Annotated in this window: 11 protein-coding genes; 8 read left to right on the plus strand and 3 right to left on the minus strand. The window is 66.1% G+C overall.

Translation table 11 applies throughout. The features are described 5' to 3' along the window. Positions 1 to 19: 19 nt before the first annotated feature. Entirely contained in the window at positions 20 to 979 is a 960-nt protein-coding gene (locus LK539_RS09095) for a glycosyltransferase family A protein (RefSeq protein WP_227800604.1), read from the minus strand. Positions 980 to 1,522: 543 nt separating this feature from the next. Between LK539_RS09095 and LK539_RS09100 the strand changes: the two genes are divergently transcribed. Genes LK539_RS09100 through LK539_RS09110 form a run of 3 tightly spaced genes read left to right on the plus strand, consistent with a single transcriptional unit; the run spans position 1,523 to position 2,559 of the window. Then, on the plus strand, positions 1,523 to 1,870 hold the full coding sequence (locus LK539_RS09100; RefSeq protein WP_227800605.1) for a hypothetical protein: 348 nt from the start codon (positions 1,523 to 1,525) through the stop codon (positions 1,868 to 1,870). Then, a complete protein-coding gene (locus LK539_RS09105) occupies positions 1,871 to 2,071 on the plus strand; it encodes a DUF1653 domain-containing protein (protein WP_227800606.1) in 201 nt (66 codons plus the stop codon). It begins immediately after the preceding gene. Between the two features lie 41 nt (positions 2,072 to 2,112). Continuing rightward, positions 2,113 to 2,559, plus strand: coding sequence for a hypothetical protein (locus tag LK539_RS09110; RefSeq protein ID WP_227800607.1), 447 nt, complete (start codon positions 2,113 to 2,115; stop codon positions 2,557 to 2,559). A gap of 99 nt (positions 2,560 to 2,658) precedes the next feature. Here LK539_RS09110 and LK539_RS09115 read toward each other — a convergent pair whose 3' ends face one another. Next, positions 2,659 to 4,161 carry a leucyl aminopeptidase gene (locus LK539_RS09115; RefSeq protein WP_227800608.1) on the minus strand — a complete coding sequence of 501 codons (1,503 nt, stop codon included), beginning with the start codon at positions 4,159 to 4,161 and terminating at the stop codon, positions 2,659 to 2,661. Between the two features lie 79 nt (positions 4,162 to 4,240). On the opposite strand from LK539_RS09115, the gene lptF reads away from it, so the two are divergent. The 5 genes from lptF to LK539_RS09140 all read left to right on the plus strand — a co-directional run bounded on the left by lptF (position 4,241) and on the right by LK539_RS09140 (position 11,722). Further along, positions 4,241 to 5,410 (plus strand): LPS export ABC transporter permease LptF, encoded by a 1,170-nt coding sequence (gene lptF, locus LK539_RS09120; RefSeq protein WP_227800609.1) that lies wholly within the window; start codon positions 4,241 to 4,243, stop codon positions 5,408 to 5,410. Next, positions 5,407 to 6,591: an LPS export ABC transporter permease LptG gene (gene lptG, locus LK539_RS09125; RefSeq protein WP_227800610.1), complete on the plus strand. Its 1,185-nt coding sequence runs from the start codon at positions 5,407 to 5,409 to the stop codon at positions 6,589 to 6,591. The genes lptF and lptG overlap by 4 nt, the downstream gene beginning before the upstream one ends. Further along, positions 6,591 to 6,959, plus strand: a complete 369-nt coding sequence (locus LK539_RS09130; RefSeq protein ID WP_227800611.1) for a sirohydrochlorin chelatase — start codon at positions 6,591 to 6,593, stop codon at positions 6,957 to 6,959. The genes lptG and LK539_RS09130 overlap by 1 nt, the downstream gene beginning before the upstream one ends. A 174-nt stretch (positions 6,960 to 7,133) precedes the next feature. Beyond that, entirely contained in the window at positions 7,134 to 9,434 is a 2,301-nt protein-coding gene (locus LK539_RS09135; RefSeq protein WP_227800612.1) for a DUF4214 domain-containing protein, read from the plus strand. A 188-nt stretch (positions 9,435 to 9,622) separates the two neighbouring features. Beyond that, positions 9,623 to 11,722 carry a DUF4214 domain-containing protein gene (locus LK539_RS09140; RefSeq protein WP_227800613.1) on the plus strand — a complete coding sequence of 700 codons (2,100 nt, stop codon included), beginning with the start codon at positions 9,623 to 9,625 and terminating at the stop codon, positions 11,720 to 11,722. Positions 11,723 to 11,728: 6 nt separating this feature from the next. Here LK539_RS09140 and cobA read toward each other — a convergent pair whose 3' ends face one another. Next, positions 11,729 to 12,451 carry a uroporphyrinogen-III C-methyltransferase gene (cobA, locus tag LK539_RS09145; RefSeq protein ID WP_227800614.1) on the minus strand — a complete coding sequence of 241 codons (723 nt, stop codon included), beginning with the start codon at positions 12,449 to 12,451 and terminating at the stop codon, positions 11,729 to 11,731. Positions 12,452 to 12,458: the final 7 nt, after the last annotated feature.

Below are 12,458 nucleotides of genomic sequence, written 5' to 3' on the forward strand. Positions count from 1 at the left end.
ATCCGGCCGCGGAGAGCCGCTAGCGCGCCTGGGTCGCTTTCCACGCCAGCCGTCGCAAGGGCGCGGGTAGGCGCGTGATCGTCTTCTTGAGGTGAAATTTCAGGCCCATCGGGCCTGCGTGGGGATGGACGAACATGCGCTCGGCGATGTCGAACTTGGCTTTCGCGAACGCGTCGTTGGCGGCCTGCAGGCGCAGCTCGCTGACCATGTCGCGCAGCGCCGGCACATAATGCTGCACATTGCGGTGGTGTTGCGAAGCGTATTCCAGGATCTGGGCGCTGCCCACGATCATGTAGAGCGCGTCGGCCGAGTCGTTGCCGTCATGCCGCCTGATGCGCGCAAGCGGCGCGGCGCAGCAGGCGATCTTGCCGGCGGCCGCCGCACGCAGGGTGAACTCTCCGTCCTCGGCGCCGACGCGGTTGAACATCGGATTGAAGCCACCGATTCCCTCGTAAAACGCCTTCTTGAGGGTGCATCCGGTCGGATAGAAAAAGTGGATGGTGAACAGGCGCAGATACAGGTCCGGAATGTCGCGGTAAAAGCCGTCGCTCAGGCGGGCGCCCTGCATGAAGCTGTCGGGGGCCTGAGACAGGTGGTCGGACTCCAGCTCGTCGCCGCGGAACTTGCGGATATTGGTGTACGCGGCATCGATGTCCCGATGCGCATCCAGCCATGTGCCCATGGTCTCGACGAACTGCGGCTCCAGCAGGTCGTCCGAATCGCACAGGGTGACATACTCGCTCGAGGCGGCGGCAACCCCACGATTGCGCGCGGCCTGTACGCCCCCGTTCGCGCTGCGGATCAGCTTGATACGTCCTTCGTAGGGCCCGAGCACCTCGACGGTCTCATCCGTCGAGCCATCGTCGACCACGACGATCTCTGCGAACGGCACCGTCTGGCGCAGGGCGTAGTCGAGCGTTTCGGCGATGAGATGGGCGCGGTTATAGGTCGGGATGACGAGCGAAAGGGAGACGGCCATGATATTTACTTGATGAACGGGATACAAACTATATCATTCAGGCACCATTCTTTGATGAGCAGCAGGCGACTTCATCCAAACTGAAAATCGGCAGCGCCGATTTTGTTGCGTGATTTCACGGGAAGAGAGGTAGGCAGGCCTTATGCTGCTTGCATTCATTTCATCAATTTAACAGTCGTAAATATAATAAACCGTGGGAAATTGTTGCTAAACGACCTACACTATTGTGTGCAGTACAAGTGGTCATGCTAGAATAACTTAATAGAATACTAAAGCACTGTGTTTTTTATGCAGTGTGGACTGTAAAACCATTCGCAAAAGCATTAAACTAGCGGGAAAGCATTTAACACTGTTTCTTGATAAATATATGGTATTGCGCTGTGGCAACTAACGCAGTACTATGGAGACTGAGAAAACAGGTTCGGTTGCCAGCCCCGCCCATCAATCGTGCGGGGCATGTTGGCACGGTGCAAAGTGGTACTATTCGAAATCTTGTTTTTTCGATAGCAGATGAACCCGAACGCCGATTTACAAAGGACTGAAATGCGCACTGCATTCGAAGCGTGGGCTGCCCGCGAAGGCCATATCACCCGCCGCCGCGAGGACAAACCCGAGGAATATCTCGTCTACGAAACCCAGCGCCGCTGGGTGATCTGGCAGGCCGCCCTGACGCACGGCGCCAAGGCTGCAGCCGAAGCGCCATCGAAGTTCGCCAGGGAAGAGCAGAAGCCGGCCGTGACCCAGGACGAAGCAACGGTGCGCAACCGCGTGCTCAACGAAGTGCTGGACGCATTCAGCGAACTGGACGAAGCCGCCGGCATGGAAGGCGTGCTGAAGGTCATCCAGGGCCTCAAGAAGAAGCAGAAGGAACTGGCCGACAGCAAGGCCTGAGTGTCCACGCAACGCTACCGCCACTACAAGGGCGGTGTCTATGAGCTGGTCTGCGAAGCCGTGCTGGAAGCAGACCACACGCCCGTGATGGTGTACCGCGGCCAGGACGGCGCCGTCTGGGTTCGTCCGCGCGCCGCCTTCTTCGAGACCGTCGAGGTCGACGGCGCCGCCGTGCCGCGTTTCGCGGCGCTTCCCGAATAGCCACCCTTCAGCATTTGTTCTTGCCTGCCGTTAATGGCAGCATGAAGCAACTTTTCTCTATCCTGCTGGCTGTCCCGCTCTTGCTGAGCGGCTGCGCCACCGTATCCGATTCGCCCCTGCAGCAACTCGAACTGCATGCCGTGCTCGACTACCAGGAAGTCGGCGGGGTGGGCTGCATCCTGAGCAATGACATGGGGCGCTGGTTCGTGGTCGCTCCGGGCCGGGTGACCGTCACCCGCAGCACGAAGCCCCTGACGGTCAGCTGCAAGAAGGACGGCGCCGGCGTGGCGCAGGAAAGCGTCGGCTCGCGCGCCGACATGGCGGGGCTGATGGGGAATGTCGTGATCAGCGCCGGGGTCGGCATGCTTGTCGACCGCTACACCGGGGCGGGCTACTCCTACCCGGCCAACCTGACGGTGCTGATGGCGCCGCTACCGTCGAAAGATGCGCTGGCGGCAAGCCAGCGGGTCGACAGTCCGGTGTTCTGAACAATAAAAAGCCCCGCATGCGGGGCTTTTTTCTTGATGAAATAATATTTCACCACAGCGCAGGAATGAAAGAATATTTCATTCCGGCGCTGCCAGATTTCAGACGCGGTTCATCAGGAAGGTGGTCAGCAGCGGCACCGGACGGCCGGTCGCGCCCTTGTTGGCACCCGATTTCCAGGCGGTGCCGGCGATGTCCAGGTGGGCCCAGGTGTACTTGCGGGTGAAGTTCTCCAGGAAGCAGGCCGCGGTGATCGAGGCCGCGCCCGGGGTGCCGATGTTGGCCAGGTCGGCGAAGTTCGACTTGAGCTGCTCGTTGTAGTTCTCGCCCAGCGGGAAGCGCCATGCCACGTCGCCGGCCTGCTTGCCGGCGTCCAGCAGTTCTTCGGCCAGTGCGTCGTGCGCGTCGTCGTGGCGGGTGAACAGGCCGCTGGTGTGGTGGCCCAGGGCCACGATGCAGGCGCCGGTGAGGGTGGCGATGTCGACCACGGCGGCCGGCTTGAAGCGCTCGGCGTAGGTGAGGGCGTCGCACAGGATCAGGCGGCCTTCGGCGTCGGTGTTCAGGATCTCGATGGTGAGGCCGTTCATCGAAGTCACGATGTCGCCCGGCTTGGAGGCGCGGCCCGACGGCATGTTCTCGCAGGCGGCCACGATGCCGATCACGTTCAGCTTCAGGCCCATCTCGCCGATCGCGCGGAAGGTGCCCAGCACCGAGCCGGCGCCGCACATGTCGTACTTCATCTCGTCCATGCCCGGACCCGGCTTGATCGAGATGCCGCCGGTATCAAAAGTGATGCCCTTGCCGACCAGGACCACCGGCGCATCCTTCTTGTTGCCGCCCATGTGCTTGAGGACGATGAACTTCGGCGCTTCGTCGCTGCCCTTGGCCACCGACAGGAAGCTGCCCATCTTGAGGGCTTCCAGCTGCTTGCGCTCCAACACTTCGATGTCGAAGCCGTATTCGTCGGCCAATTGACGCGCGGTGTTCGCGAGGTAGGTCGGGGTGCAGACGTTCGGCGACAGGTTGCCCAGTTCCTTGGTCAGCTGCATGCCGTTCGAGATCGCGACGGCCTGCGCCAGGGTGCCCTTGAGCGCGGTGGCGGCATTCGCGGCATCGGCCGCGATGGTGATCTTGCGCACGCCGGTCGGCTGCGGGTCTTTCTTGCTCTTCTGGCTATCAGTACGGTGCTCGGTCTCGTTGGCGGCGATCACAAGTGCGCGCACTGCCCAGTTGACGTCGCGGTCTTTCACATCCGCCAGCGGGAATGCGATAATGGCATCCTGGCTGCCCAGGGTAGCGAATACCTTCAGGGCGGCGCCGACGGCGCTGCTATAGCTCTTCTCGCTCAGCGCTTCGTCCGTGCCCATGCCCACCAGCAGCACGCGTGCCGCGGCGACGCCGTTCACGCCGCGCAGCAGCAGGGTGGAACCGGCCTTGCCGCTGATATCGCCGGACTTGAGCGCCGCGGTGATGTCGCCGCTGGCATCGAGGGCCCTGGCAGCCTGCGACAGCTTCTTGTTCTCGAACACGGCCACTGCCAGCACGCCGGCTTTGGCGGCGGCCAGGGTGTTCTTGGTGTCGAATGCTTTTATGCTAAAGTCCATTTTTTTGGTTCTCCGTTTCGTGATTTTTGCGGCACTGACGCGGCGCACTGCCTAACCTGCAATTATAGCTATTTATTGAATGATCTTTCGACGCGCCCTGCAACGTGAACTCGCCAGCTCCGCCGGCGCCACCTTTACGGTGCTGTTCACGATCCTGGTTACCTGGACCCTGATCAGGGTCCTGGGCAAGGCCGCCGGCGGCAAGGTCGATTCGGCCGACGTGCTGGCCCTGATCGCGTTCGCGATCCTGGATTACCTGCCGACCATCCTCACCCTCACCACCTTCATCGCCGTGCTGGCCGCGGTCACGCGCAGCTACCGCGATTCCGAGATGGTCGTGTGGTTCGCCTCCGGCATGTCGCTGCGCCGCTGGATCCGGCCGGTGCTGACCTTCGGCCTGCCGATCGTGCTGGTGGTGGGGGCGCTGTCGCTGGTGGTCACGCCCTGGGCCGCATCCAAGCGCCTCGAATTCGTCGAGCGCTTCCAGAACCGCGAAGACCTCAAGCGCGTGGCGCCCGGCCAGTTCCGCGAATCCTCCTCGAGCGACCGGGTGTTCTTCGTCGAACGTTCGGGCGGCGACACCGCCGTGGTGCAGAACGTGTTCGTCAATTCGCAGGACAAGAACGGCACCTCGATCGTGGTCGCCAGGGAAGGCGTGATCGAGAGCGACGCCAATGGCGGCCAGTACCTGGTGCTGTCCAACGGCCGGCGCTACCAGGGCCAGCCGGGACAGGCCGACTTCCAGTCGATGGAATTCGAGCGCTACAAGATGCGGGTGGCTACCCGCGCCCCGGTGCTGGGGACCGACACGCCCAGCAATGCGCTGCCCACCTCGATCCTGCTGAAGGTCGAGAACCAGTACACGCGCGCCGAACTGCTCGACCGCATCTCGGCCCCGCTGATCTGCCTGGTGCTGATGCTGCTGGCGATTCCGCTCGGCTTCGTCAACCCGCGCGCCGGCAGCTCGGCCAACATGATCCTGGCGCTGCTGATCTTCTTTACTTACCTGAACCTGAACAAGCTGATGGAAAACAGCGTCAAGCGCGCCAAGCTCGATTTCGACGTGGCCTGGTGGCCGCTGCACCTGGCCGCCGCGCTCACGGTGGCGGCCCTGTTCGCCTGGCGCCTGAACGTCAACCACCGCTGGCATCCGCTGGCCCTGCTTAGTGCCTGGAAGCGCCGCCGTGCGCCCCTGGCGGCCGCACCAATCCCGGCGCCGGCGCCGCTGGCGAAGTCGGAGGCCGAATGAGCATCCTGCAGCGCTATTTCGCGGTCAATATCGCGCAGGCGACCGCCTTCGTGCTGGTCGCCTTCCTGGCCCTGATCTCCTTCATGGACCTCACCAGCGAACTGCCGTCGGTGGGCAAGGGCGGCTACGAATTCCAGAACGCGGTGATGTACGTGCTGCTGCTGGTGCCGGGCAATGTCTACCAGGTGATGCCGGTCGCGGCCCTGCTGGGCACCATCTACACCATGGCGCAGTTCGCCTCGACCTCCGAGTTCACCATCATGCGCGCGTCTTCGATGTCGACGCGGATGGCAGGCTGGATGCTGTTCAAGATCGGCATCGTGCTGGTCCTGGTCACCTTCGTGTTCGGCGAACTGATCATCCCGCGCACGGCCCCGCTGGCCGAGCGCGTGCGCCTGGCGGCCAAGGGCTCGGCCCTGTCGGCCGATTTCCGCTCGGGCATGTGGACCAAGGACAGCATCCATAGCGATGGCGTGAAAGGTCCGGTGATCGGCACGCGCTTCTTCAACGTGCGCCAGATCCGCCCGGACGGCCAGCTGGTCGACGTGCGCCTGTACGAATTCGACGCCAACATGCGCATGCGCGCCCTGATCACGGCGGCCGGCGGCACTTATGGCGGCAACAACACCTGGCGCCTGCGCGATGTCTCCGAGACCGTGTTCAGCAACAGCCGCACGCTGCCGGCGCCCGGCACCCCGGTGCCGCAGGGGCAGTCGATCGCGGCCAGCTTCGGCCAGGAGACCGCCGCCGTCGCCACCCGCAAGATGGCCACGCTCGAGCTGGCCTCGGAGATCACGCCCAAGATCCTGTCGGTGTCGCGTTCCGAACCGGAGCGCATGTCGGCCAACGAACTGGCGGCCTATACCCGCCACCTGGCGGAAAACCGCCAGGAGACCGAGCGCTTCAAGGTCGCGTTCTGGAAGAAGATCATCGACCCGCTGTCGATCCTGGTGCTGATGGCGCTGGCCTTGCCCTTCGCCTACCTGCACACCCGCAGCGGCGGCGTCAGCCTCAAGATCTTCGTGGGCATCATGATCGGCGTGGCCTTCCTGCTGCTCAACGCACTGTTCTCGAGCCTGGGCGTGCTGACCGCACTGCCGGCCTTCTTCACGGCGGCCGCGCCCAGCCTGCTGTTCCTGCTCATTGCGATCGGCGCCCTGCGCTGGGTGGAGAGACATTGATGACACGCGCACTCGTCCTGTTTGCCCATGGCGCGCGCGCCCAGTCCTGGGCCGCGCCCTTCGAGCGCCTGCGCGACGCGGCGCAGGCGCGCCTGCCGGAACTCCCGGTGCGGTTGGCCTTCCTGGAGCTGATGGAGCCGCGCCTGCCGGAGGCGGTCGCCGCATTGGTGGGCGAGGGTGTAGATGAGATCACGGTGGTGCCCGTGTTCCTGGGGCAGGGCGGCCACCTGCTGCGCGACCTGCCGCAGCTGGCCGAGGGCATCCGCGCTGCCCATCCCGGACTGCGCCTGCAGGTCGCCGGCGCCATCGGCGAAGATCCGCAAGTGCAGGCAGCCATGACGGATTACTGCATCCGTTCGCTCGGCTGAGTTAATAAAGCGACATTGTTGTTTTGAAAAACGGCTGAGCAAAGCGACAACTCGATTGCACTTCTTTGCAATGTTTTGTTGCCTTTTTGCGTATTGATTCACGGAAATTTAATTTCCATCTTTAAATAAAAAATTCCGTGCGGCATGATCGTTCCAATTCTCCAGGAACGAAGCATGAGCACAGAAATCACCGACTTCGCGCCGGTCGGCATCGTCGACGACCGCGACATTCTCTCCACGACCCTGCGTAGCGGCCAACTGGCTGCCACCCTGAGCGCCATCGACACCGGCCCGCTGACGGGCGGACGCTGGTTCATCGACAGCCAGTCGCATCCCGGCCTGTTCAGCATCGCCTACAACCCGGCCACCGATACCGCGGCGCGCCTGCTGGTGAACGACGCCGCCCTGTTGCCGGCAGCGGGAGCGGGTGTGTCCGTCACCGTCCATTACTACGACCGCTACCAGCTCGACGGCAGCGCCAATCCGCTGCCGGGCAAGGGTTTTGTAGAAACCCTGGTGTACACGGTGGAAGCGGGCACTGCGCGCGAGCTCGACGGCTTCGGCAGCGAGCTCGATCTGGGCAGCGCCGGCGCGGGCAGTCCAGCCCTGGCCAGCCTGTCCAGCGGCGCAGTCGCCGCCGCATGGCAGGCGTCCGACGGCGCACTGTGGGCCCAGTTGCGCGACGCCGCCGGCGCCGCAAGCGGGGCCGGTTTCGTGCTTGCCGCGGCGGGTGCGGCGCCCAGCCTGTCCGCCTTCGAGAACGGCGGCTTCGTGGCCGCCTACCGCAGCGAAGCCGGCATCGCCTGGCGCATCGTCGGCGCCGACGGCAGCGCCGGTCCCGAACACCTGGCCGCCGGCCCTGACGCCGCCATGCCCGACGTCGCCGTACTGGCCGACGGATCCTTCGCCCTCGCCTGGCGCAGCGGCGGGCAGGTGCGGGTGCAGCAGTTCGATGCGGGCGGCAATGCGCTCGGCGTGGAGAAGGTGTTCGGCACGCTCGGCACGGCCTTCAGCCCGAGCCTGACGGCCCTGGGCGCGTCGTATGCCGTGAGCTGGGGCGAGATCGGCGACGGCAACGTGTACGCCGCGCTGGCCGGCGGCGCCACCGTGCAGGTGTCGAACGACGGCCTGGCCGCGAGCCTGTCCACCGCCGCGCCGCTGCCCGAGATCGTGGCGCTGGCCGATGGCGGTGTCGTGGTGGCCTGGGACAGCTATGCCAACTCGCCCTTCGGCTTCGCCCTGAGCGACATCTTCTTCCAGCGCTTCGACGCCAGCGGCAAGCCGCTCGGGACCATCACCCAGGCCAATGTCGACAGCGGCAGCGGGCGCTATGGCGCCAAACTGGCGGCCTTCGACGACGGCGGCTTCATGCTGGCCTGGCAGGCCGAAGGTGGCGACTTCGACGCCAACGGCGTGTTCGGCCGCCGCTTCGGCGCCGACGGCAGCGCGCTCGACCTGCGCGAGTTCGGCATCAACGAGGGACGTGCCGGCGACCAGGCCAGCCCGGCCCTGGCCGCGCTCGCACACGGCGGCTTCGCGGCGGCATGGATCGATACCCAGGACGGCGGCGTGGCGCGGCTTGAGGCGCGTGTGCTGGCGGGGACGCCGCCGCCGGAGCCAGTCGGCGACCTTGCTGCCGGCAGTGCCCAGCTTGGCGCGCCGCCGGTGGCACCGGACCCGGTGCTGCCCGTGCCCGTGCCGGTGCCCGTGCCCGTGCCCGTGCCAGTGCCGGCGCCCAACGTTCCCGCAGCGCCGCCGAGCGTTCCAGCGCCAGCGCCAGCTCCTGCTCCAGCACCAGCACCGGCGCCGCCGGTCGCCACCGCACCGGTCCCGCCGGTGGCCGCACCCGCGCCAAAGCAGGACCTGATCGGCCATACGGGATCGGACCTGATCCGCGCCGGTGCGGGCGTCGGCAACCAGCGCATCGACGCCATGGACGGCATCGACACCGTCAGCTACGGCGGCGCGCGAAGCGGCTTCGCGCTGCTGCGCGGGCCTGAGGGCGTCAGCGTGACCGACAAGGCGGGCGCCAGCGACCTGCTGGTGAACGTCGAGCGCCTCGCCTTTGCGGACGGCGCCGTCGCCCTCGACATCGATGGGGTCGCCGGCCAGGCCTACCGCCTGTACGCGGCCGCCTTCGACCGCGCGCCGGACAAGGCGGGGCTGGGCTACTGGATCGCCACGATGGACGGCGGCACTGGCCTGCGCCAGGTGGCCGCGGCCTTTGCCGCCAGTCCCGAATTTGCCGAGCTGTATGGCGCCAGGCCGAGCGACAGCGAGTTCATCGAGCTCCTGTACAACAACGTGCTGCACCGTCCCGCGGAAGAGGCGGGCCGCGCCTACTGGGTCGACGCCCTGTCGGTGCATGGGGCCGCGCGCGCCGACGTGCTGGCTTTCTTCAGCGAGAGCGCGGAGAACCAGGCACAGATCATCGGCGCCATCCGGAACGGCATCGACTTCGCGCCGTGGGCATAAGCTCAACAGAGTTGGCAGGCAGGCTATCCAGCCTGCCAACTCTGTTGGGAAGGCGGCAATCGAGTGTTGGGTTTGCGCTGCATTGCCATGTGGAATTTAAATTTCCCTCTGTCAAAAATTATTGACGTGAGGCATCATCAATCCAACAAGGGCAGCACTCCCGCCTACCTTCTCGAGCAAGCACTCCCATGAGCACCGAAACCGATTACGCCCCGGTCGGCATTATCGACGACCGCGATATCCTGTTGACGAGCCTGCGCACCGGCGATACCGCCGCGATCCTCACGCCCATCGATTTCGGCGTGCTGACCAGCGGCCGCTGGGTGATCGATGCGCAGTCCATCCCCGGCCTGTTCACCATCGCCTACAACCCGGCCACCGATACCTCGGCCCGGCTGGTGGTGGCCAACAGCGCCCTGATGCCGGCGCCCGGCACCCCGGTCACCGTCACCGCCCACTATTATGACCGCTACCAGATCGACGGCTACGGCAATCCGCTCCCGGGCAAAGGCTTCGCCGAGACCCTGGTCTACACGGTGGAAGCGGGCACCACGCGCGAACTGAACGGCTTCGGCAGCGACATCGCGCTCGGCAGCGGCAGCACGGCCGCCAACCCGGCCCTGGCCACGCTCCAGGATGGCGGCATCGCCGCTGTCTGGCAGGGCGCCGACAACGCGGTCTGGGCGCGCGTGCAGGACGCGGCAGGCAATGCCCATACCAGCGCCTTTGCCCTGACCTCAGGCTGGGACGGCAGCGCCGAAGGCCAGCCCGCGGTGGCGGCGCTGAGCGGCGGGCGTTTCGTGACCGCCTACACCACCTCGCTCGAAGGCCAGCCGCGCATCGCCTTCAAGATCGCCGACGTCAACGGCAACCAGGCCGGCCAGGTGCTGGTCGACGGCGGGCTGTCCTGGGACACGTCCATGCCCGACGTGGCCACCCTGCGCGACGGCTCCTTCGCCATCGCCTGGCGCGCCGGCGGCCAGGTCCACGTGCGCGTCATGGACGCGAACGGCAACGCCGTCGGCGCCGAGCAGGTCTACGGCAGCCTCGGTACCGCGTTCAGCCCGAGCATCGCCGCCACCGGCGCCGGCTACACCGTGAGCTGGGGCGAAATCGGCGACGGCAACGTCCATGTCGCCGCGCAGGGCGGGCTTGCCACCATCGTCAGCGGCGACGGCCTTGCGGCCAGCGTCAGCACCGCCGCGCCGCTCCCGAGCATCGCCGCGCTGGCCGACGGCGGCTACGTCGTCGCCTGGGACAGCTACGCCAACGAGCCGCTCGGCTTTTCGATGAGCGACATCTTCTTCCAGCGCTACGACGCCGCGGGCAACAAGGTCGGCGCGCTCACCCAGGCCAATGTCGATAGCGGCGGCGGACGCTTCGAAGCCGCGGTGACCGCCCTCAGCGACGGCGGCTTCGTGGTGGCCTGGCAGTCCAGCAGCGGCGACTTCGAGGGCAATGGCGTGTTCGGACGCCGCTTCGACGCCGGCGGCTACCCGGTCGACCAGCGCGAGTTCGCCATCAACGAAGGCCGCGCGGGCGACCAGGCCAATCCCGCCATCACCGCGCTGGCGAACGGCGGCTTTGCCACCGCCTGGGGCGATACCAATGGCAGCAGCTCTCAGGTCGAACTGCGCGTGCTCGCCGGCGGCATGGACCCCGGCGGCGGCAGCGGCTGGACCGGCGACAGCGGCCAGCACCTGGTGGCCGGCATCGGCAGCGAGCGCCTTGGCGGTTTCGCAGGCGTGGACACGGTCAGCTACGCCGGCGTGCGCAGCAACTTCACCGTGATCCGCGAGGGCAGCGCCAGCGCCACCGTGATCGACCACGTCGGCAACAGCGGCGTCGACACCCTCGCCAGCGTCGAGCGCATCGCCTTCAGCGACGCCTCGCTGGCGCTGGACATCGACGGCATCGCCGGCAAGGCCTACCGCCTGTACCAGGCCGCCTTCAACCGCACCCCGGACAAGGGCGGCGTGGGCTACTGGATCAAGATGATGGATGCGGGCCAGACGCTGGAGCAGGTGGCGTTCAATTTCGCCAACAGCCCGGAATTCAAGCAGATGTATGGCGCGAACGCGAGCGACGCGCAGTTCGTCGAGCTCCTGTACAACAACGTGCTGCACCGGAGCGCGGAAGGCGCAGGGCGCGACTACTGGCTGGAGGCGCTGGGCGAGAAGCATTTGCCGCGCGCGCAGGTGCTGGCCTATTTCAGCGAGAGTGCGGAAAACCAGGCGCAGGTGATCGGGGCGATCCAGAACGGGATCGAGTTCACGCCCTGGATCTGAGGAGATTCAATCAGGTGGCTGGTGCTCGCGCATCGCGAGCGCCTCGCCGAGCATCACCAGGACCGGGCCGTGGCCCGGTTCCAGGCCGCGCGCCAGGTCGGTGAGGGTCATGCGGACGATGCGCTGGTCCGCGCGGCTGCAGTTTTCCACGATGACCACCGGCAGGTCCGGCCGCCGTCCTTCCGCCAGCAGGCGTTCGGCGGTGGCGGCGGCTTCGCGCCCGCCCATGTACTGGACCAGGGTGTCGGTCTCCGGCAGGGCGGGGTGATCCGGCTGGTCGGGCGCCGTGCTGGAGGTGAAAAAGGCGACGCTGCGCGCCACGCCGCGCTTGGTCAGCGGCTGTTTGGTTGCGGCCGCGGCGGCGACCGCGGTGGTGATGCCGGGGACGACTTCGACCTCGATGCCCGCCGCTTCCAGCGCCCGCAATTCTTCGTCGGCGCGCCCGAACAGCATCGGGTCGCCGCCCTTCAGGCGCACGATGGTCTTGAATTTGCCGGCGCACTCGACCAGCTGCTGGTTGATCAGGGTTTGCGCGACCGAGCGCTGGCCCGAGCGCTTGCCGACCGAGATGAGTTCGGCCTGGCGGCACAAGTCCAGCATCTCGGGGGTGACCAGGGCGTCGTAGAGCACGACGTCGGCCTGCGCCAGCAGGCGCGCGCCACGCACGGTGATGAGATCCGCCGCGCCGGGGCCGGCCCCGACCAGATAGACTTTTCCCAGCACCGCCATAGAACCC

The sequence above is a fragment of the Massilia sp. IC2-476 genome, assembly GCF_020707295.1.
Classification (GTDB): Bacteria; Pseudomonadota; Gammaproteobacteria; order Burkholderiales; family Burkholderiaceae_D; genus Telluria.

Coding starts and splice junctions, on each gene's coding strand:
- LK539_RS09095 (WP_227800604.1), bottom strand. CDS start 979: ATGGCCGTCTCCCTTTCGCTCGTCATCCCGACCTATAACCGCGCCCAT.
- LK539_RS09100 (WP_227800605.1), top strand. CDS start 1,523: ATGCGCACTGCATTCGAAGCGTGGGCTGCCCGCGAAGGCCATATCACC.
- LK539_RS09110 (WP_227800607.1), top strand. CDS start 2,113: ATGAAGCAACTTTTCTCTATCCTGCTGGCTGTCCCGCTCTTGCTGAGC.
- LK539_RS09115 (WP_227800608.1), bottom strand. CDS start 4,161: ATGGACTTTAGCATAAAAGCATTCGACACCAAGAACACCCTGGCCGCC.
- lptF (WP_227800609.1), top strand. CDS start 4,241: ATGATCTTTCGACGCGCCCTGCAACGTGAACTCGCCAGCTCCGCCGGC.
- lptG (WP_227800610.1), top strand. CDS start 5,407: ATGAGCATCCTGCAGCGCTATTTCGCGGTCAATATCGCGCAGGCGACC.
- LK539_RS09130 (WP_227800611.1), top strand. CDS start 6,591: ATGACACGCGCACTCGTCCTGTTTGCCCATGGCGCGCGCGCCCAGTCC.
- LK539_RS09135 (WP_227800612.1), top strand. CDS start 7,134: ATGAGCACAGAAATCACCGACTTCGCGCCGGTCGGCATCGTCGACGAC.
- LK539_RS09140 (WP_227800613.1), top strand. CDS start 9,623: ATGAGCACCGAAACCGATTACGCCCCGGTCGGCATTATCGACGACCGC.
- cobA (WP_227800614.1), bottom strand. CDS start 12,451: ATGGCGGTGCTGGGAAAAGTCTATCTGGTCGGGGCCGGCCCCGGCGCG.